Annotated in this window: 29 protein-coding genes; 22 read left to right on the plus strand and 7 right to left on the minus strand. The window is 60.9% G+C overall.

From position 1 onward, the window contains the following. Positions 1–43: 43 nt before the first annotated feature. Positions 44–232: a hypothetical protein gene (locus KHO33_RS05770; RefSeq protein WP_211629191.1), complete on the minus strand. Its 189-nt coding sequence runs from the start codon at positions 230–232 to the stop codon at positions 44–46. A 104-nt stretch (positions 233–336) separates the two neighbouring features. Between KHO33_RS05770 and KHO33_RS05775 the strand changes: the two genes are divergently transcribed. From KHO33_RS05775 to KHO33_RS05870, 21 genes are all read left to right on the plus strand, one after another. After that, positions 337–762 carry a helix-turn-helix domain-containing protein gene (locus KHO33_RS05775; RefSeq protein ID WP_211629192.1) on the plus strand — a complete coding sequence of 142 codons (426 nt, stop codon included), beginning with the start codon at positions 337–339 and terminating at the stop codon, positions 760–762. Between the two features lie 421 nt (positions 763–1,183). Continuing rightward, positions 1,184–1,450 (plus strand): hypothetical protein, encoded by a 267-nt coding sequence (locus KHO33_RS05780; protein WP_211629193.1) that lies wholly within the window; start codon positions 1,184–1,186, stop codon positions 1,448–1,450. Positions 1,451–1,457: 7 nt separating this feature from the next. Next, positions 1,458–1,604: a hypothetical protein gene (locus KHO33_RS05785; protein WP_211629194.1), complete on the plus strand. Its 147-nt coding sequence runs from the start codon at positions 1,458–1,460 to the stop codon at positions 1,602–1,604. A gap of 2 nt (positions 1,605–1,606) precedes the next feature. Next, positions 1,607–1,798 (plus strand): hypothetical protein, encoded by a 192-nt coding sequence (locus KHO33_RS05790; protein ID WP_211629195.1) that lies wholly within the window; start codon positions 1,607–1,609, stop codon positions 1,796–1,798. Next, the gene (locus KHO33_RS05795) at positions 1,795–2,166 is read left to right on the plus strand and encodes a hypothetical protein (protein WP_211629196.1); all 372 of its coding nucleotides are present in this window, start codon (positions 1,795–1,797) and stop codon (positions 2,164–2,166) included. Before KHO33_RS05790 ends, KHO33_RS05795 begins: the two co-directional genes overlap by 4 nt. Positions 2,167–2,250: 84 nt before the next feature. After that, a complete protein-coding gene (locus KHO33_RS05800; RefSeq protein ID WP_211629197.1) occupies positions 2,251–2,436 on the plus strand; it encodes a hypothetical protein in 186 nt (61 codons plus the stop codon). A 4-nt stretch (positions 2,437–2,440) separates the two neighbouring features. Continuing rightward, positions 2,441–2,608 (plus strand): hypothetical protein, encoded by a 168-nt coding sequence (locus KHO33_RS05805; protein ID WP_211629198.1) that lies wholly within the window; start codon positions 2,441–2,443, stop codon positions 2,606–2,608. Positions 2,609–2,702: 94 nt separating this feature from the next. Next, on the plus strand, positions 2,703–3,935 hold the full coding sequence (locus KHO33_RS05810) for a coiled-coil domain-containing protein (RefSeq protein WP_211629199.1): 1,233 nt from the start codon (positions 2,703–2,705) through the stop codon (positions 3,933–3,935). 40 nt (positions 3,936–3,975) lie between these two features. Further along, complete coding sequence (locus tag KHO33_RS05815) at positions 3,976–4,800, plus strand: hypothetical protein (RefSeq protein WP_211629200.1); 825 nt, start codon at positions 3,976–3,978, stop codon at positions 4,798–4,800. Continuing rightward, a complete protein-coding gene (locus KHO33_RS05820) occupies positions 4,793–5,473 on the plus strand; it encodes a lambda exonuclease family protein (RefSeq protein ID WP_211629201.1) in 681 nt (226 codons plus the stop codon). The genes KHO33_RS05815 and KHO33_RS05820 overlap by 8 nt, the downstream gene beginning before the upstream one ends. Next, positions 5,473–5,661 (plus strand): hypothetical protein, encoded by a 189-nt coding sequence (locus KHO33_RS05825; RefSeq protein WP_211629202.1) that lies wholly within the window; start codon positions 5,473–5,475, stop codon positions 5,659–5,661. The genes KHO33_RS05820 and KHO33_RS05825 overlap by 1 nt, the downstream gene beginning before the upstream one ends. A 14-nt stretch (positions 5,662–5,675) precedes the next feature. Then, positions 5,676–6,254, plus strand: coding sequence for a hypothetical protein (locus tag KHO33_RS05830; RefSeq protein ID WP_211629203.1), 579 nt, complete (start codon positions 5,676–5,678; stop codon positions 6,252–6,254). Positions 6,255–6,338: 84 nt separating this feature from the next. Next, a complete protein-coding gene (locus tag KHO33_RS05835) occupies positions 6,339–7,169 on the plus strand; it encodes an HNH endonuclease (RefSeq protein WP_211629204.1) in 831 nt (276 codons plus the stop codon). Positions 7,170–7,202: 33 nt separating this feature from the next. After that, the gene (locus KHO33_RS05840) at positions 7,203–8,639 is read left to right on the plus strand and encodes a DUF6745 domain-containing protein (protein ID WP_211629205.1); all 1,437 of its coding nucleotides are present in this window, start codon (positions 7,203–7,205) and stop codon (positions 8,637–8,639) included. Positions 8,640–8,702: 63 nt separating this feature from the next. Continuing rightward, entirely contained in the window at positions 8,703–9,410 is a 708-nt protein-coding gene (locus KHO33_RS05845) for a hypothetical protein (RefSeq protein ID WP_211629206.1), read from the plus strand. Then, complete coding sequence (locus KHO33_RS05850; protein WP_211629207.1) at positions 9,407–9,682, plus strand: helix-turn-helix domain-containing protein; 276 nt, start codon at positions 9,407–9,409, stop codon at positions 9,680–9,682. Before KHO33_RS05845 ends, KHO33_RS05850 begins: the two co-directional genes overlap by 4 nt. A 2-nt stretch (positions 9,683–9,684) precedes the next feature. Next, positions 9,685–10,047 (plus strand): hypothetical protein, encoded by a 363-nt coding sequence (locus KHO33_RS05855; protein WP_211629208.1) that lies wholly within the window; start codon positions 9,685–9,687, stop codon positions 10,045–10,047. Further along, complete coding sequence (locus KHO33_RS42895) at positions 10,044–10,367, plus strand: helix-turn-helix domain-containing protein (RefSeq protein ID WP_407946163.1); 324 nt, start codon at positions 10,044–10,046, stop codon at positions 10,365–10,367. Before KHO33_RS05855 ends, KHO33_RS42895 begins: the two co-directional genes overlap by 4 nt. Next, positions 10,283–11,296, plus strand: coding sequence for a tyrosine-type recombinase/integrase (locus KHO33_RS05860; RefSeq protein ID WP_407946166.1), 1,014 nt, complete (start codon positions 10,283–10,285; stop codon positions 11,294–11,296). The genes KHO33_RS42895 and KHO33_RS05860 overlap by 85 nt, the downstream gene beginning before the upstream one ends. A 111-nt stretch (positions 11,297–11,407) precedes the next feature. Next, the gene (ygfZ, locus tag KHO33_RS05865) at positions 11,408–12,505 is read left to right on the plus strand and encodes a CAF17-like 4Fe-4S cluster assembly/insertion protein YgfZ (protein WP_054042693.1); all 1,098 of its coding nucleotides are present in this window, start codon (positions 11,408–11,410) and stop codon (positions 12,503–12,505) included. A 90-nt stretch (positions 12,506–12,595) separates the two neighbouring features. After that, complete coding sequence (locus KHO33_RS05870; protein ID WP_054042691.1) at positions 12,596–13,441, plus strand: NRDE family protein; 846 nt, start codon at positions 12,596–12,598, stop codon at positions 13,439–13,441. 119 nt (positions 13,442–13,560) lie between these two features. On the opposite strand, the gene KHO33_RS05875 is transcribed toward KHO33_RS05870, so the two are convergent. The 6 genes from KHO33_RS05875 to KHO33_RS05900 form a co-directional block, all read right to left on the minus strand. Next, entirely contained in the window at positions 13,561–14,520 is a 960-nt protein-coding gene (locus KHO33_RS05875; protein ID WP_200564540.1) for an alpha/beta hydrolase, read from the minus strand. 73 nt (positions 14,521–14,593) lie between these two features. Then, on the minus strand, positions 14,594–15,481 hold the full coding sequence (locus tag KHO33_RS05880) for an SDR family oxidoreductase (protein ID WP_200564539.1): 888 nt from the start codon (positions 15,479–15,481) through the stop codon (positions 14,594–14,596). A 118-nt stretch (positions 15,482–15,599) separates the two neighbouring features. Continuing rightward, positions 15,600–16,598 (minus strand): NADP-dependent oxidoreductase, encoded by a 999-nt coding sequence (locus tag KHO33_RS05885; protein WP_200564538.1) that lies wholly within the window; start codon positions 16,596–16,598, stop codon positions 15,600–15,602. 114 nt (positions 16,599–16,712) lie between these two features. After that, positions 16,713–17,198, minus strand: coding sequence for a PaaI family thioesterase (locus tag KHO33_RS05890; protein ID WP_054042689.1), 486 nt, complete (start codon positions 17,196–17,198; stop codon positions 16,713–16,715). A gap of 8 nt (positions 17,199–17,206) precedes the next feature. Beyond that, entirely contained in the window at positions 17,207–17,509 is a 303-nt protein-coding gene (locus KHO33_RS05895) for a Dabb family protein (RefSeq protein ID WP_054042687.1), read from the minus strand. 72 nt (positions 17,510–17,581) lie between these two features. After that, positions 17,582–19,087: an aminotransferase-like domain-containing protein gene (locus tag KHO33_RS05900; RefSeq protein WP_054042684.1), complete on the minus strand. Its 1,506-nt coding sequence runs from the start codon at positions 19,085–19,087 to the stop codon at positions 17,582–17,584. Between the two features lie 178 nt (positions 19,088–19,265). Here KHO33_RS05900 and KHO33_RS05905 point away from each other — a divergent pair, with 178 nt between their 5' ends. Beyond that, positions 19,266–19,649, plus strand: coding sequence for a hypothetical protein (locus tag KHO33_RS05905; RefSeq protein ID WP_054042719.1), 384 nt, complete (start codon positions 19,266–19,268; stop codon positions 19,647–19,649). Positions 19,650–19,660: the final 11 nt, after the last annotated feature.

Consider the following 19,660-nt stretch of genomic DNA (forward strand, 5'->3'; position numbering starts at 1 on the left):
TGGCCAAATAAAGGCGCCACAAGAGCGCCTTCGGGAAACTCGATCAGACGGTCGCCTGTTCCTGGAGGGAACGTTCCATGGCGGCTTTCAGGATCAGGTATTTGTCGACCTTCACGTTGTAGTTGTCCGTGGCGATCCGTTGCAGCGTGCGGCGGTTAAGGCCGGTCGCCTGAGCAAGCGGCGTGAGCGGCTGTTTCGAAAGCCACTCGCGGAGGGTTTGAAGTTCATCCATGGCGTCTTCGCTCTACGGGTTGGATTGGGGCGATTTCATTTTAGACATGTCTGTCTTAGAACGCAAGTCACACATGACTGAACCTTATGGGTAGCCTCCACACTATGTCTAAACCAATCAGAAAAACGCCGTCCCGCGCCTTGGTGGTCCTCAGTGACAACCTGAGAGCGCTCGCGGAAAAAAACGAATGGACCCAGGAGCGACTTGGAAAAGAAACGGGGATCGGGCAACGTCAAGCCGGCCGAATCGTCAATCGCGATATCGAACCAAAACTCGATACTCTTTCCGAGATCGCAGAGAAACTGCGCGTCGCGGAGCCTCTACTGCTTTGCCCTGGTATGACGCCGGATCAACTCGCGATCAAACCGCGGATCAAAGGCCCATTAGCAGCCTTAATCGAGCGTTTGATTGATCTGGAGAATGAAGGAAAGCTTACAGATCAAACGATTGCGATCCTGACCTCAATGTTAGCCATCGCTATGCCCGATGCGCCCCCCCGTATCCCGGAAGAAAAAAAAGCTGCACAATAAGCCCATCTTTGTAAGGGGCCGTAAGTGCCCTATTCGGAGCGATTAAAGCTCCATCCCATTCCGAGGGTTGCACCATGGGCGATGCGGCAAGGCCGGACCTATATCTAATCAAGAACGAAGGGCCGATTCAGGAGGGCCCTCGACCATTCAATAACGGCTCCGCGATCGTTCTGGAAGCCGAACATGGGCGCCTCCGAGAAAATACGCTACGCATACTCACCCACGAGGATGCGACCGCGCTATTGACCGGCCTCGCAATGGCAATCGTCCAGGTTCTGCACGCGCAGCAGTCTCTCTGATTTTCGGCGCACCCCCGCGCCGTTTTCGCTCGCGAAAAATTAGACATCTTTGTCTTGACACCTAGACATACGTGTCTTATATTTATCTCACTGACCCACGAACCACACTCAGTGAGACCACCATGAAACCCATCACCGCAATCCTCCTCCTCGCGCTGGCCACCTCGGCTCACGCGGCGAACACATCGGCCAGCCACGGGCACCACGGCGGCGGCAACAGTGGTGCTCTCGGCGCCGCACCGGGCGCGTTCGGTGGCTCGTCGAGCGCGGCAGCTGGGCAGAGCGGCAATGGTAGCCGGTACTCGATGGTCGACAACTACCAGCCATGGCCGCAAGCCGAAATGGCCCAGTTCCAGAAAGCTGAATTCACGCCCTACGCGGGCAAGTGAGATCGTCATGAAGATCACCGGCTATGTCTGCACCTTCCTCGCGCTGCAGTATGCGTTCATGGTGCTCACCGAATATGTTTGCCCGGATGGTCACCGGATGCATGTCCGGACGGAAACCATCGATTGGCAAGCGAAGAACTTTGTCTGGGGCTGAACATGAACCTCGACGAACCTGATTACATCGATCTTGACGAACCCACCGGCGAGCACATCGTCTGCGAGAGCTGCGGTGAAGACGCCGTGATCGTGAAGCGTGACTGCGGCATCGGCGCTTACGAATATTGGGGCGCTCGCGGCGTGCACGTCGATATGCGCAACTGCTGTTCTGAATGTGGAGACGAGGTATGAGCACTCTCACCTATTGCGCGAAACAGGCCGCGGCTATGTCGGAACACGCGACTGAGCGCGCCAAGTCGAAGATGGACAACGCGATCGATGCCGAGGAAGCCAGAGACGAACTCATCGCCAAACGCACGCAGGAACTGATCGTTCAGCGCATGGCTGCCATGGCCCCTATCGATATCGTCGCGGGCCTGCAGAGCGCGAACGAAGGCGCCGCAGAGGCAATGCGCGCTCATCTGCTCGCCGGGAATATGCAGGTGTTCGGCGTGATGGCCCGCGCGCTGGTGCATATGTTCATCGAACAGGACAGCGAAGTCATGGCGCATGACTGGCTTGATCGGATCGATCGCGAAGTCGCGGCGTGGAGTAACTGACATGACCGGCCTCCTCATCCTCGGCTTACTCGTTCTGCTGATCGACGGCTGCGCACTGCTGATGACCTATATCGGAGGGTGCTCGTGATGGTCACCCTCCACAGACGCAGACAGTGGCGAGACAAGCGCGCACGCCCGACCTTGGACGATCTGATGCACGCCGACGCGATGATCGGCATCCACTGCGCGCTGGCTGGAATCTTCACTGTCCTGATCATTCTCGTTGCGCTGCTCGGTCAGGACTTCGTGAATCTTTTATTTGGAGACTGAGGTAATGAAACACCGCGATCGCGTGCCACGCACGCTCAACGACGCCTTCGGGCCATACGCGAAGCTCCACGTCGAGCCGCCAAAGACGCCACTGCGCGACAAGATCCTCGCGTTCGCATTGTTCGCGGCAGTCGGTGCCGGGTGGTATCTGATCGTGCTGGTGAAGTCGTGATCCGCGCCTTCGACCGTTTCTATGAGAAGCATCCCCACATCGCTTTCGCCATTGCGATCGTGGCAGCCGCAATCACCCTTTACTGGAGCATGCCGTGACTACAAAGAAATCCACCGAACTGACCGTTATCGAGCGCGCTGCGGTTGCGCTCGGGACATCCGAACGTGAAGCCAATGTGCGCGAACTCGTCGCACAGTCGGTCACGATCGTAGAGATCAAGAACGGTGCCGCGCGTGATCAAGCCCACGGCGCATTGATGGCGTTGCGCAATACACGCACCGACATTACGAAAGCGGGTAAGTCCGCACGTGACGATGCCAACGCATTTTCCAAAGCGGTGATCGCTGAAGAAAAGCGCTTGGTCTCGATCATCGAACCGGAAGAAACGCGCTTGCTAACACTGCGCGACGCGTGGGACGAAGCGCGCGAGGCCGAGAAGCGCGCGAAGGCCGAAGCGGAAGCGCGGCGCATCGCGTTGATCCGCGAGCATATCGAAGATATCCGCACTATCGCTGTGCGCGCCACCGGGCGATCGGCTGCTGAAATCGAGATCGAAATCACCGATCTCGTCGCACTGTTGATCGATGTGCCGCGTTTCGCTGAGTTGACCGGCGAGGCCGAAATGGCGCGCGGCGCGACGCTCGACAAGCTCCGCAGCCTGCACGCCGCAGCGCTCGCGCAGGAAGCCGAAGCAAAGCGCCTGGCTGAAGAACGCGCTGAACTGGCGAAGCTGCGCGCCGAGCAGGAAGAACGCGATCGCATCGCAGCGGCTTCACGCGCCGAGCAAGAAGAGAAAATTCGTGCTGCGCGCGAAGCTGAAGACGCTGCCCGCCGTGAAGCCCAGCGCAAGGCCGACGACGCGATCCGCGCCGAGCGCGAAGCACACGAAAAGCGCATGGCGGCCGAGCGTGCAGAAATGCAGCGGCAGCAGGAAGAAGCCGCAGCCGAGCAGCGCCGACGCCAACAGAAGATCGACGCCGAGCAGGCTGCAGCGCGCGCCGAACTCCAGCGCCAGCAGGACGAACTTGCTGCGCAGCGCCGTGCTGAAGCTGATGCAGCAGCAGCGAAGCAGCGTGAAGCCGATCTTGCCGCAGCGAAGGCTGCTCGTGAACAAGCGGAACACGAAGCGGAAGTGCGTCGCATACGTGATGAGGCCGACACCAAGATCCGGAACGCCGCGCATTTACTACTGAATGCCTGTATTGCTGCTTTAACCGAATGCCCCAATCTCAAATGCGCCAGTCAATTGCGCACCGCGATTGACGAAGCCGGTGCCGAATATTTTCTCGAAGTACCGCAACTCGAAGACGAAGACCTCCCCTTTTGAATTCCTAACGCCCGGCTGAGTCTCGGGCATGGAGCCTTAAATGAATGACCTCGTAGACCTGTCGCCCCGCTCGCTCGATGAAGCCATGAAGCTCGCGGAAATCCTGTCTGATTCCAGCATCGTGCCGAAGGATTTCATCGGCAAGCCCGGTAACGTGCTGGTCGCTATCCAGTGGGGCATGGAGCTTGGCCTGAAGCCGATGCAGGCCATGCAGAACATCGCCGTCATCAATGGCCGTCCGTCACTATGGGGCGACGCAGTGCTTGCGCTGGTGCTGGCCTCCCCGCTTTGCGAATACGTGCAGGAGTGGGAAGAAAAAGGCACCGCCTATTGCAAGGTGAAGCGGCGCGGCAAGCCGGAAGATATCCAGCACTTCGGCGACGAGGAAGCGAAGAAAGCGGGCCTGGTAGGTAAGCAAGGCCCGTGGGCTCAGTATCCGCAGCGAATGAAAAAGATGCGCGCCCGCGCGTTCACGCTGCGTGACAACTTCGCCGACGTGCTGAAGGGCATCCAGATCGCGGAAGAAGTGATGGATATTCCGCCTGAAAAGGACATTACTCCGACCAAGCAAACGCCCGTACAAATCGCACAGGCCGCTGCCGACAACGCGCGGCCGGCGCTTACCGATCATCATACGGGCCTGATTCTCGGCCTCGAAGCGGTCGCCGGAAATTACGGTTCTGAAGCTCTTGCCGAATCATGGGCGAAGCTCACGAAGGAAGATCGCAAGGCGATCGGCCCGGCTGAACTGACGCGCCTTAAGCAGATTGCCGCAGTTGGCGAGACGCAAGCGGCAGAGGTTGAGCAGGAAGCCGAGCCGGTGACGGAAGAAGCGGAGCGCCAACCGGGGGCAGACGATGAGTGACGCCATCGAACAGCGCACCGAAGAATGGCGCGCGGCGCGAGCGGGAAAGCTCACGGCAAGCCGATTCGGTGATGCGATCGCCTTCTCTGGCGGCGAGCCCGGCGACGTGTACAAGAGCGGTCCGAAGAAAGGCAATCCCAAGCCGCGCACACCAACGGCCGCGCGTGAGAAGTACATGCGCGAGATCGTGTTCGAACGCCTCGCCGACACGCCGCGCCATGAAGTCGGTGGCCGCGCGACGCAATGGGGAACCGATATCGAGTCGTACGCAAAGGATGCTGCCGAGCTGGAGACGGGCCTGATCATCATGCCGGGCCACTTCGTGACGCATGACCGCTATGCGTTCATTGGCGCCTCACCTGACGGCCTGATTGCAGCAGACGGCGGCTACGAGTCCAAGTGTCCGATGGATGAGGCGGTGCACATCAACACGCTGCTCACCGGCATGCCTGATGACCATATCCCGCAGGTGCAAGGCGGGATGCTGGTCACTGGCCGCAAGTGGTGGCTGTTTGCCTCCTACGATCCGCGCGTGCCTGATCCGTATCGGCTCTATACCCAGCGCATCGCACGTGACGACGCGTATATCAACGGCGTTTTGCTGCCCGGCCTGTTGCAGTTTGAGGCTGAGGTGCAGGCGATGATCAAACGACTTCAGGAGAGGGCTGCGTAATGCGCCACGTCAGCACTTCTTCGATGATAGAGCGGCTAGTCGGCATGCTCGGCACCGCCGATCTGTCTGAGTGGGAAACCGGCTTCGTCCAGTCATTGCAGCGGCGGCTGGCTGAAGGTCAGGTAACCGCTCTCACTGAGTGCCAAGTAGAAACGCTCGACCGGCTGCATAGCAAGCACTTCGCCTAACCCAAGGAGAACCCATGTTCACGCTTCAGAACCAGCTTTGCAAGATTGTGTCATGCACGAACGTCGCCGAGAAGCACGGTAAAGAGCGCGTCGCAGCTCTTTCGATTGGCCTCTATCTGGTCGGCTCCCAATGGCTGCTTGACGATTTTGATATCGCGCTGGCGCCGATGATCTGGCGTCGTCCTCAGCCGACACCTGGCGAACTGCCTATGGATCATACCGACCTCACGGAACTGCGCTTCCCGTTCATGCGTGATTTTGCATGGTCGCGTAAGTATGCCGGGTACACACTGCGTTTCCGCATCGGTGCTACCGGCGCAGAAGACGTGCTGCTCGCGGAATGCGGCCTGAAAGACATCCGCTTCGTCGCGCAGGAAGGCGGCTCAGTCGGCATCGGCTTCAAGGTGACGGCGCATCCGAAGGATGAGGTCGACCACGGCAAGATTGCCACGCGTCTCCAGCAGGAAATCTTCATCGACCTGACGCCGCCGGATCACATCCCGACGCTGTTTGATGGACAACCGGATGAGCAGAACGACGAGCGCGATCCGTTCGAAGGATCTGACTTAGCTCAGACCGAAGCAAGTGACTAACCCCGGAGCCTGCGCGGTGGTCTCCCGCGCGGCGTGTTTAAGGGCGGCTCGCATAGCGCTCTCTTTTTATTCGCAGGAACAGCAATGTCGCGTCGCATTTCGCTTGACGAGTTGATCGAATCCAGAGTCGAGCGCATCCCAGAGTGCGGCTGTTGGATATGGATTGGGGCGTTATTCGAAAACAGCGGATATGCGCGAGTCAAACGCGACGGTAAAGATCAAGTTGCGCACCGGGCGATTTATGAAGAGATCGCCGGACCAGTGGAGCCGGAACTTGAACTCGACCATTTATGCCGGGTCCGGTGTTGTGTAAATCCTTCCCACGTTGAACCGGTGACAGGTCGCGTGAATGTGTTGCGCGGAGAAACGATTGTTCGCGAGAACTGGCGTAAAACGCATTGCCATAAAGGGCATCCGCTATTTGGAGAGAATTTGTTCGTAAGGCGTGATGGTCGACGCAGATGCAGAACCTGTGAACGAGCCACACAAAAGAAGATTAAGAAGAACCCGATTTCTAAGGCCAAACACGCGGCCCGTGAGCGTGTACGTAGAGCAAAGGAGAAGCAAATGAAAGCAGGACAAGTACGGCAAGGCGACGTTTTTTGCGAACTCATTGAAGGATTCGTTATCCCTTCGGATGCCAAAGAGGTTGATCCGACCGGGGACCGAATCACGCTCGCATTGGGTGAGGCAACTGGTCATCATCATTCAATTTTTGCAGAGGCCGGCGTGATCCCCGCAAAACTCTGGGATGTGGGCGCAGAGCGCTTTCTTCAGGTTATGCAGAAGACCACCTTGCAACATCAAGAACACGGTGCGATTCCGCTCACACCTGGCGTCTATCGAATCTCGAAATTCGGCGCTGGTACGCAGCGTGAATATTCACCCGAAGAAATTCGCAGCGTCGCCGACTGACCAGAACCCCAAATCACCGCCCCGAGAGACACTATGAAAAAGATCGAATCCCTGACCGCAGAGCAACAGGCGCGTTTCGGCGAATGGGTTGAGCGTTATCTGAAGATCGGCCTTAGCACCGAGTCGGCTGACTTCGAGAAAGCCAATGCCGCAGCGCTGCGCGCCTATGAACTGCTCAATCTGAAAAAGCCGATGGTGATATTGCGCATGGGAAGTCCATACGCGGCAACCTTCGGCGGCGCACTCGCCTTCTGGATGCTGAAAAACATGAAGGCACCAGACTTGGGGGCTCAGGTCAGGGCTCAGGTCAGGGCTCAGGTCAGGGATCAGGTCTGGGATCAGGTCTGGGATCAGGTCTGGGCTCAGGTCAGGGCTCAGGTCAGGGCTCAGGTCAGGGCTCAGGTCGGGGCTCAGGTCTGGGATCAGGTCGAGGCTCAGGTCGGGGCTCAGGTCGGGGCTCAGGTCTGGGATCAGGTCGAGGCTCAGGTCGGGAATCAGGTCTGGGCTCAGGTCGGGGATCAGGTCGGGGATCAGGTCAGGGCTCAGGTCAGGGATCAGGTCAGGGATCAGGTCAGGGATCAGGTCAGGGCTCAGGTCAGGGATCAGGTCAGGGATCAGGTCAGGGATCAGGTCAGGGATCAGGTCTGGGATCAGGTCTGGGATCAGGTCTGGGATCAGGTCGGGGATCAGGTCAGGGCTCAGGAAAACGAAATCACTCGCCTTGCTCGCGATGGACGGTGGAATGAATACGGCGGTCAGCTTTATCACGCCGGATGGATTGCATTCGCAACGTTCATGCGTGATGTGGTCGGCGTGACCGTCGACGCGAAATTCAGCATTGAGCAGGATCTGGCCGAATCGTGCGGGTGGGTATGGTGGCATGAAAACGTGCTGGCGATTTCGGACCGTCCCGCGATCATCAATCGCGACGCACGCCATCGGCTGCACTGCGAAGATGGTCCCGCGATCGCATATCGCGATGGCTGGAAGCTCTACTACGTGCACGGCGTGAACGTGCCGGCCGACATCATCGAGAATCCGGAATCGGTAACGGTTGAGCGCATTGGCAAAGAGACAAACGCGGAGGTGCGCCGCGTGATGATCGAGCGATACGACGCCGCACGCTATCTGCTCGATTCCGGCGCGCATCAGGTCCAGCGGGACGATTACGGCATTCTCTATCGAAAGGAACTGGCTGGCGATGAACCGATCGTGATGATCCGCGTGCTCAATAGCACGCCGGAACCGGATGGCAAGCTGACGCGCGCACAGGCCGCAGAAGCGTTCGGCGAGGATGCGGTAATGCGTCGGCTAAACACCATGCGCGCGATCGGCGTAGCGGTCCCGGATGAGCCGTTGTTCAAGGAGTACTTTCTTCGAGTGCCGCCTGATACGCGCACTGCACATGCCGGCGCTGCCTGGTCATTCGGCAAGACGGTGGATGAATACGCGCCCAGCATCGAATCGTAATGGCGAGCTTTGGAGATTCGTATGAACGCGCAAAGCGATCGGCGACCTTTTCGAGACCACACTATGACACCCAACCAAATCAAACAGATCGCGCTCGCAAGCGGACTCGACTTCGAGACGATGGATGCCGAACTGCTTACGTTCGTCGAGTCCCTGCTATCTGCATGCAAGCCTGTCGCGCCCGAAGGGTGGAAGTTGGCTCCCGCTAAGCACGAAGGCCGCGCCGGTCTTACTGATGCAATGATGCGCGCATTCTACGATGCGTTCGAAGCCAATTCGCAGCGCGGCGACTTCGAGCGGCTGAACGCCGGGTACAACGCGATGTTGGGGGTAGTGCCCTCAGCAGAGTATTGGACGAAAGAACAGGTTGCAGCGGTGCGTGAGGACGCAAAGCGGCTACTTGGCAAGTTGACGCCGGGAAAGTTGGTAGATGCCGCGCCAGCGCAATCGTCGGAGCCGGTAGGGAACATTCAGCGCGACAACATCCATGGTTTCCACATGGAAGCAAAAGTGCCTTGGGACAGTCTGCCGATTGGAACGTTGCTCTACGCCGCCCCGCCAGCACAGACACGGGTGGCGCTGACGGAATCGGCTCTGCGCAAAGCCATGTCGCAAGCATGGCAACTCGGCCAGACATACTGGCAACAGGCCGATAGCGATTCGTATAGGCAACAGGACAAGTCAGACGCCACTCGACAGAGGTATCTGGCCTTAGTCGAAGAGACGATATCCCATCTGACCGCTGCGCAGTCAGCAACCGGAGCCAAATGATGACGCCCGAACTCATTACCTATTCGCCAGCTCCCGCCGAGCCTTACGAGTCATTCGCCCAACGCCTTCGCAAAGCCCGCAAGGAACTGGGCCTGACGCAGAAAGAAGTCGCCGCGCGCATCAAGAAATGCAAGAGCGAGATATCCCAATACGAGACCGGCACGCTACCGAGCTTCTGGAACCTGTGCGAGCTCGCACGTGCATTGAACGTTTCGCTGGACTGGCTATGCGGCCTTACCGACGAACGCCGGCCGCTCAGAATGGAGATGTGACAATGCCACACGCAATGAAAGCGCCTACGCCGGAAATTCTGCTCGAGTTGATGAAGCCAGGTCAGGTCTACGCACCGCACAACCTCGCACGCCTGATCAGATGGCCGTCAGCGGAAGTCAAAAAGATGCTGCTCGATATGGTCGCATGCGGAACGTTGAGGGTCACGCAGCCGCACAAGCGCGTCAGCTTTATCATGGCTGGCACCGAGCACATGCGCAAACAGGCCGGCCCGAAGCCGCAGATCGACCCGGAGACGGTCGCGCAGCCGCGGACCTATGCGGTGCTGACTGGCCTGCTATCAGGCTATGACGCGGAGATTGCGCGGCGGCAACAGCTTTGCATGACGTTGCGGAGGGTGGGATGAGCGAAAAGGCTCTCTCCCTCAAGGAGGCTGCCGCGCTGCTCGGCGTCTCCTACTCGACGGTCTACGCCCACAAGGAAGAAATGGGTTTCTTCCAGATCGGAAATCAGTGGCGCATCTGGCCTGGCAGTCTGAAATCAGCCACAGAGTACAATTCCAACCGACCGGCGCGGACGGAACAGGAGAACACAAAATGTCAATCCGTAAGCGCGAAGGCTCGGACCTTTGGCACGTCGACATCCGCACACCGGGTGGAAAACGAATTAGACAGACTACTGGAACGGCCAACAGAAAGGAGGCTCAGGAGTATCACGACAAGCTGAAGCATGAGCTTTGGCGAATCGAGAGGATGGGAGAGCGGCCGGCGCACACATGGAATGATGCTGCCGTCAGGATGTTGAAGGAAAGCGCGGACCTCGCGGACTGCGACAATCGGGCTATCCACCTACGGCACTTCCGGAAGTTCTTCACAGGCCGCGAACTCTCATCGATAACCCGCGATGAAATCGTCGCGGCGCTGCCGGAATGGGATCAGCGGTGCAAGACCGAGCAGAAACCCGTCTCGCGTGCGACGAAAAACAAATACCTCGCGACCATGCGGATCATGCTGAAACTGGCAGCCGACAAATGGGAATGGATCGATCGGGCTCCAAAGCTGGAAGATCTGAAGCTGGCGAACCGGCGCATCCGTTGGATCACGAAGACGGAAGCACAGCGGCTGATCAGCACCATCCGGGCCGACTGGATGCGGGATGTGGCGATTCTCGGGTTTTCCACCGGGCTGCGCCGCGCCAACCTCCTTGGTCTGGAGTGGTCGCAGATCGATCTAGTGAGTCGGCGGGCATGGATACATCCGGACCAGGCCAAGGCGCGCAAGCCCATTGGCGTGCCATTGAACGATGATGCGGTGGAAGCGATTCGTCGATGGATCGGCCAACATGAGCGGTTTGTATTCGTGCGGAACAAAAAACCGATCCCGGTGACCAGTTGGTGCAGCGCGCAATGGGACAGACAATGCGCTCGCGCCGGAATCGAGAACTTCCGGTTCCACGATGTGCGCCACACGTGGGCAAGCTGGCACGTGCAGGCAGGGACGCCGTTAAACCGGCTGATGGAGTTGGGAGGATGGGCGAAGTATGAGCACGTTCTCCGGTATGCCCACCTTGCACCGGATCATCTGGCAGAGCACGCCAACATGGTCACAATATGGGCACAACCGGATGCAGGAAACGTGCAAACCCTTGCGGCATAAGGCTCTGCGAAAGCCTTATTTCACCAGGGTCATGCGAAACTGGGCTGGGTTGGACCTCATATAATACTTGTTTGCCTTAGCTAAAGTCAGAATTGACTGTTCCCGGAATCCATGAACACACCGCTCGCTACCGCTTCAGGCACGCCTTCAGTTGCGCCCGCAGTTGCTCACACGGGCACCGCTGCCACGGCACAGGCTTCCGCGCCCGTCGGACTTCCAGTCTTGCCGCGCCCCGCCGCTGACGAATTCGACGCAGTCATCGGGCAAGGCGCCTACATGCCGCTGACGCAGTTCGGCGTGATCGACGCAACCGGTGACGACGCGGCGAGCTTCCTGCACGGCCAGTTGACCAACGACACCCAGCACCTCGACGCCGCCAACGCGCGGCTTGCGGGCTATTGCTCGGCCAAGGGCCGGCTGCTGGCGTCGTTCCTGACGTGGCGCACCGGCGAGACGATTCGCTTGCTGGTGTCGAAGGACGTGCAGGCCGCCGTGCAGAAACGACTCTCCATGTTCGTTCTGCGCGCCAAGGCCAAGCTGGTTGATGCGAGCGGCGAACTGGCGGTGGTGGGCCTCGCGGGCGACGTGCGCAAAGCGCTTTCCGGCGTGTTCGATGCGTTGCCCGACGGCGTGCACGTCCAGGTGGACAGCACGGCGGGGTCGCTGATTCGCGTTCCGGACGCGCTCGGCCGGTTGCGCTATCTGTGGGTCGGCCCGAAGGCGGCGGTCGAGGCACGCCTGCCCTTGCTCGATGAAAAGCTCAAGCGCGTGTCGCCGGCAGTGTGGGATTGGCTCGACATTCGCGCGGGCGAACCACGCATCACGCAACCGGTGGTCGAGCAGTTCGTGCCGCAGATGGTCAACTTCGACGTGCTCGGCGCAGTCAATTTCCGCAAAGGCTGCTATCCGGGTCAGGAAGTGGTGGCGCGCAGCCAGTATCGCGGCACGATCAAGCGGCGCACCTCGCTCGCGAACGTGACGGGCGAACTTGAAACGGTCAAGGCCGGTGCCGAACTGTTCCACTCAGCCGATCCCGGCCAACCGTGCGGTATGGTGGTGAATGCGGCGTCGGCGCCGGAGGGCGGTGTCGATGTGCTGGTGGAGATCAAGCTGGCGGCGCTCGAAGGCGGCACGGTGCATCTGGGCGCGGCGGAGGGTCCGGTGCTGACGTTCCTGGCGTTGCCGTATGGGTTGCCGACTGAGGTTTAAGCTCCCGAACCAGAGCGGCGCAATCGAGCGCCGCTTTTTCATGGCATCTGCCTCTGTTCCTCCACCGTCCCCACCGGGAGACTCCCGCCGATGTGCCTGATCGTTTTCGACTGGCGGCCCGATGCGGTCGACGGACCGCTCTTCACGCTCACCGCGAATCGCGACGAATTTTTTCGCCGCACCGCGGAGCCGATCAGCTGGTGGCATGACGCGCCGACCGTACTGGCCGGACGCGATCTGGTGGGCGGCGGCACGTGGCTCGGCATGTCGCGCGACGGCCGCTTCGCCGCGCTGACCAATTACCGCGCGCCGCACGAAATGCGCGCCGATGCGCCGACCCGCGGCACGCTTGTCAGCGACTGGCTCAGTGGCGCCGCAAACGGCTCGGACAACGGGACGCACGAAACCCCGCTCGACTATCTGCAACGCGTCGCGCAAACCGGTGACATCTACAACGGCTTCAATCTGCTCGTCGGCGACTGGACGCGCCGCGAGCTCGGCTGGTACTGCAACCGGTCGAACACCGCGCCCACACTGCTCGAGTCCGGCACGCACGGTATCTCGAACGCGGTGCTCGATACCGCCTGGCCGAAGCTGGTTAAAAAGCGTGCGGAACTGGGCGCCATGCTCGCCCGTGATGCGATGCCGCCGCTTGAGCGCCTGATCGATCTGATGCGCGATCCGCACCTCGCGCGCGATGACGAATTGCCGTCTACCGGTATTCCGCTCGAACGGGAGCGGGCGTTGTCGGCGGCGTTTATCGAGACGCCGGAGTACGGCACGCGCGGCACGACCGCGGTGCGCGTGGTCGCGAATGGCGAGGTGATCAGCGTAGCGGCCGCCGAACGCAGCGATGACAACGGCTCGCATCGGATCGTGCGACCCGGCGATTTCGAGCGCAGCTTCGCGTTCAATGTCGAGCGCGACATTGCCTGACGAACGTTTGGCCACTAGCCCGGCCATTCACTGCCTGACGATCACTTAATGACCGCCTCGCCATGGTGCAGTCGGTGATCAATCGCACGATCTCCCAGACGGCCTATACAGAGCGCAGACTACTCCACGCCGAACGCCGCCCGCAATGCCGCGGCGGCATCCGCATGCGCCTCTGCGACGTCAGGCACGTAGCCACCCATCTTGAAGAACTCGTGAATCATGCCCGGGTAACGTTTCAGCGTGACCCGATTTCCCGCTGCACGCAGTTTCTCCGCATACGCATCGCCTTCATCGCTTAAAGGATCATATTCGGCGGTCGCGATCCATGCCGGCGCAAGGCCGCCGAAATCCGGCGCGCCGCGCGTCCCGTCGAGCGGCGCGAAACGCCAGTCGTCGCGGTCGCTTTTATCGCGCACGTATTGATCGAAAAACCATTGAATCGTGTCGCCCGACAGCAGGAAGCCGTTGGCGAGCCGCGAGTGCGAATCGGTTTGCTGATAGCCCGTGGTACCCGGATAGATCAACAATTGCAGCGCAAGCTTGATACCCGCGTCGCGTGCCAACACCGCGCACACCGTTGCCAGCGTGCCGCCCGCGCTATCGCCACCCACGGCCAGCCGCTCCGCATCGATGCCGTACTCAGCAGCGTGCGCGTGCAGCCAGGTCAACGCATCGAACGCGTCTTCAACCGCGGTTGGGAATTTGTACTCGGGCGCGAGCCGGTAATCGACCGACAGCACCGTGCACTTGCCATCGCGCGCGAGCATCCGGCACAAAGCATCGTGCGTATCGACACTGCCGACCGTGAAACCGCCACCGTGGTAATACACCAGCGCCGGCGCAGGCTCGGCCCAACTCGGTTCAACAGGCTGATAAAGACGCGCGCGAATCGTCGCGCCGTCGCGCGTCGGCACGTGCAGGTCTTCGACCGTGAACATTGGCGCACTCGCGATCTCCAGAATCGGCGCGCTTTTTTCGTAGGACGCGCGCGCCTGTTGCGGAGTCAACTCGTGAAGTTGCGGGCGTTTCGCGCGCGCGATCATGTCGAGCACCTGCTCGATTTTCGGGTTCAGCGGCATTGGGCGTCGAGTGGCGCGTGGGCGGCGAAGGTTAGTGGGTCAAGTTAGTGGATCAAAAGTGGGGAAACAGCGCCTAGCTGGCGTTCTTCACTTCGGGCTTCAACGACATCGGATCAGTCGGGTTGCGCAACTGCTCGATGTCCTCATGACGCAGCTTCACCGTCGCCATGATGCCCGGATGCGTGACGATGTAGAAACGCCGCGCCGCAATCGCTTCGAACGTGATCTCGGCGACGTCGGCCGCGGTCAGCTTGCCCGATTGCACCGCGCGCTGCAGTTGCTTGCCGGCGGCGATCTGCGAGCGGGTCGGCCGGCTATCGTTGCGCAAATCCGCCGGCCGCGCGCGTTCTGCGTCGGCGATGCCGGTCGGCACGAAGGCCGGGCACAACAATGAACAGCCTACTGCGCCGCCCTCCGTTTGCCCGGCTTGCGCCAACTGCAGGTCGTGATAAAGCGTCTCCGTCAACGACACGACGGCATGCTTCGATGCGTTGTAGATACCCATCGCGGGCGGCGACAACAAGCCCGCCACAGACGCCGTGTTGACGATATGCGCGGGTTCGTTCTGCCGCAGCATGATCGGCGTGAAGGCGCGCACGCCGTGCGCGACACCCATCACGTTGACGTTGAACACCCACGCCCAGTCGTTCGCCGAGCTTTCCCAGAGGAAGCCGCCCGAGCCCACGCCCGCGTTGTTAAAGAGCAGATGGACTTTACCGAAGGCGTCGAGCGCCGCTTGCGCGAGCGCTTCGACCTGGGCGGCGTCGGACACGTCGGTCGGCACGCCAATCGCCTCCGCACCGCCCGCGCGCAATGCGTCGACGGCTTGCGCGAGCGCCTCGGGATTCACATCGGCCAGCACGAGCTTCATGCCGAGCGACGCGCCCTTCTCCGCGAACGCCCGGCCGAAACCGCTTGCCGCACCGGTGATCACCGCCACCTTGCCTTCAAATTCGAACATCCTTCCTCTCCTGGATTTAGCGGTCGGGGATTATCTGCTGGGAACCGTCTCAGCCGATATGTCTATCGGCTGAACCCCAGCGACATCCCCTGCATGCGCGGCTCGACAACCGCCGAGATTAGATCAGCTTGACGAGCTGCTTGCCGAAGTTCTTGCCCTTCAGAAGGCCGATAAACGCCTCGGGCGCCGCATCGAGCCCTTGCGCGATGGTCTCGCGATATTGCAGCTTCTTCTGCGCCACCAGCGTGCCGAGCTGCTTGAGCGCTTCAGGCCACACGTCCATGTGCTCGCTGACAATGAAGCCCTGTACGAGCAACCGCTGCGTGAGCATCAGCGACGGATGCTTGAGCGGCATCGGCTGGCCGTCATAGCCCGCAATGAACCCGCACAACGCGATGCGGCCGAACGCATTCATGCGCGCAAGCGTCACGTCGAGCACTTCGCCGCCGACGTTCTCGAAGTAGCCATCTACGCCGTCCGGCGTCACCGCTTTCAGCTCCTGATACAGATTGCCGGCCTTGTAGTCGACGCAGGCGTCGAAGCCGAGTGTCTCGACCACATAGCGGCACTTATCCGCGCCGCCCGCGATACCGACCGCGCGCGCACCGGCCAGTTTCGCCAGTTGCCCGACCACGCTGCCCACGGCGCCACTCGCGGCGCTGACCACCACCGTATCACCCGCCTTCGGCACGATAATCTTGTTCAGGCCGTACCAGGCCGTCACGCCCGGCATGCCGACCGGGCCGAGATAGGCCGACAGCGGCACATGCGTATCGTCGACCTTCTGTACGCCCGCACCATTCGAGGTGCCGTACTCCTGCCAGCCGAACATCGCGACAACCTTATCGCCGACCGCGAACTTCGGATTCTTCGACTCCACCACTTCGCCCACCGTGCCGCCGATCATCACTTCGTTCAGCGGCTGTGGCGCTGCGTACGACTTGCTGTCGTTCATCCGGCCGCGCATGTACGGGTCGAGCGACAGGAAGTGATTGCGCACGCGGAATTCGCCATCGGCAAGCGGCGCCAGCGGCGTTTCGACAAGCTTGAAGTTATCGGGCGTAACAGCGCCTTGCGGACGCGAAGCCAGCACGAGTTGACGGTTGATCTGGGGCATGACGATCGTCTCCATGAGTTACCGATGTGATCGGCGAATAGTTCGAACCAACAGCGTCTGCTAAAGAGGAGTCAGCGCGCGCGACGCTCGACACGCGCGCTATTCATCCGGCGATTAACCGTCGCTTGGGCCGGGTTTCGCCGAAGGATCGCTGCGCAGACGCTGTTGCGTCACGTCGCGGCCCACGGCGAGGCGCCGCATATATTTGAACGTGCCGAGTGCTTTGGCGACGAAGTGGCCTTCGCTGTCGCGGATCTCGCCTTCGCAATAGGCCATGGTGGTCGAGCGGTGCAGCACGCGGCCGGTGGCGCGCAATTCGCCGCGGCCTGGCTGCATGAAGTTGACCTTCATCTCGACGGTGACCACGCCGACGCCATCGCCGGCCAGACTGCGCGCGGCCATCGCGAGCGCGACGTCAGCGAGTGTCATGGTCACGCCGCCGTGCGCGACGTCCCAGGTGTTCATGTGATCGGGTTGCAGCGGCAACACGACTTCGCTGGCGCCGTCCGCCGCCGACAACAACTGCGCGCCGAGCCGGTCGACGAACGGGCTTTCGGGCAGCGTCGCGCTGCTCGCTTTAGATGAGGATGAGTCTGTCATTGCGGATTTCAGATTTCGTAGTCGACACATTCACGCGATTCGCGCACCGCACCGGTGAAGCCCTTCAGCGCCTGGTGCTTCGGATGGACCTGGTAGGCGTCGAGCGCGGCTTTGTCGGTGAAGTCCGACACCATCACGATGTCGTAAGTCGATTCGAGGCCCGGCGCCGCGATGCCGACTTCGAGCTTGAGCATGCCCGGAACAATGTCGCGGCAGCCTTCGAGTTTTTCCTTCAGCTTCAGGACGTTTTCGGGGCGCGAGGCACCTTCGGCGTGTTCTTTGAGTTTCCACATCACAATATGACGGATCACGGGATCACCTTCTTCGATTCGTTTCGTTGGACCGGGACTTGGCACAGCAGGAAATCATAACCGCTAGGGCGTTCACGCATGCGCCGCCCTCCGTGCCGCCAGACGCCCTAACCTGCGCACCGCGTCGTCGGCCTGATCGAGATCCGTACTCGGGCAACTCAGACGAATGAAATGATCGAAGCGCCCAGCGTTCGAAAACACCGTGCCCGGCATGACGCGAATGCCTTCATCCAGAGCCGCATCGAAAAAAGCAGCCGATGACGCGTCACGCGGCAGCTCGATCCAGAAAAACATGCCCCCGCCCGGCGGCGTAAAGCGCGTGCCCTCGGGAAACGAAGCGGCGATTGCTGCAGCCATCCGTTCGCGCTGAATCCGCAGACGGTCGCGCAAACGCCGCAGATGCCGTTCATACGCATTCGTTTCCAGAAATTCGGCAAGCACGACCTGCGACAACTGCTCGTTATGGCGCGACTGCGCGAACTTGAGCATGCCGATGCGCGGATGCCAGCGTCCGCCGTTGATCCAGCCGACCCGCATGCCGGGTGCGAGTGTCTTGTTGAACGACGTGCAATGGATCACCGTGCCGTCGGTGTCCCAGGCCTTCAACGATCGGGGCGGCTGCGCGGCGTCGGCGAGTTCGCGGTAGGGATCGTCTTCGATCAACGGAATGCCCGCTCGCGCGCAGAGTTCGACGAGCTGTGCTTTGTGCGTGTCGGGCATCACGCTGCCGAGCGGGTTCTGCAAATTCGGCACGACCACGACCGCCTTGATGTCGGGATGCGTTTGCAGCGCGAACGCCAGCGCTTCGATGGCAATGCCGGTGGTCGGACTGGCCGGAATTTCGAGCGCGCGCAGACCGAGGCTTTCGAGCACCTGCAGCAAGCCGAAGAAGCACGGCGATTCCACCGCGACCGTGTCGCCAGGCTGCGTGACCGCGCGCAAGGCCAGGTTCACGGCCTCGATGCCGCCGTGGGTCATGATCACATCGTCCATGCCGATCTGGATGCCGGCGTCGAGCGCACGGCGCGCGATGATGGCGCGCAGCTCAGGATCGCCCTGATCGGGTCCGGCCGCGGTCAGCAAGGTCGGCCGTCGGCGCAAAGCGCGCAGCGCGGCTTTTTGCAAAGCGTCGGTGGGATAAAGATCGGGCGATCCAGTCGCGCCGCCGAGATTCAGCGCGTCGGGATAGCGCTGGAATTTCGACACGATTGCCGAAATCGCCGAATGGATGCCGACGAACTGCGCGGCGCCGGGCACGACCGCAAGGTCGGGCTCGGTTGCCGCGGGCAGCGCCGCCGTTTGACGGGCGCGCACGAAAAAGCCGGCACGTGGCCGGGCGTCGATCAGCGCGGCGCGTTCCAGGGTTCGATAGCTCTCGGTCGCGGTTGCGAGGCTCACGCCGTGCCGCTGCATGAAGGCGCGCATCGATGGCATGCGGTCGCCGGGACGCAACACGCCGTTATCGATCGCGCGGCGGTATTGGTCGGCCAGTTGGCGGTAGAGGGGGCGGCAGTCGGCGGGTGGCGCTTCCGTGCACGTTGCCGCTTGTGCGTCGGGTATCGAGGTAGAAGTGCTCATAAGCCGATGGTGCGGATAGTTAGGGCGTGGCGACAGATACACATCCGCGAGATTCCAACCGATACAGCATGTTTAAACCTCGCCTTGTACCGGTTCACATTGTCCATTATTGCGCCTGTTTTCACCTGGACGGACTCAATAAGCTGTGTGGCATGAAAACGGTTTAAAGGAATCGGTCATGCCCATCACTCAACCTCGCGCCGGTTTGCCTCACGATGCCACCACCTCACGCGTTGCCACCGGTCAGATGGCCGTGCACGATCTGTGCGCACGAACTTCGATCGCAGCCGTCGAAGGCGATCTGCAGTTGGCCTTCCGCGATCATTCTCTTGCGTGGCTCGGAGACGCCGTGCCGGTCACGTCGGTCACGCTGCATGAAGGCGAACGCTATGTCACGCCGCAGCGCAGCGTCGTGTCGATCAGCACAGCGCATGCGAAATCCGCCGTGTTCGTCGTCGAGCCATGGCGCGCTGAACGCGAATGGCAACGCTCCATTTTCATCGGTCAAGCCGTACGCAAGCTGACAAGCCTCGTGAAAACGCGGCTGCAGCGCGCTACCTGAAACGTCGCTAC

It is taken from the genome of Paraburkholderia nemoris, assembly GCF_905221015.1.
GTDB classification, from domain to species: Bacteria; Pseudomonadota; Gammaproteobacteria; order Burkholderiales; family Burkholderiaceae; genus Paraburkholderia; species Paraburkholderia nemoris.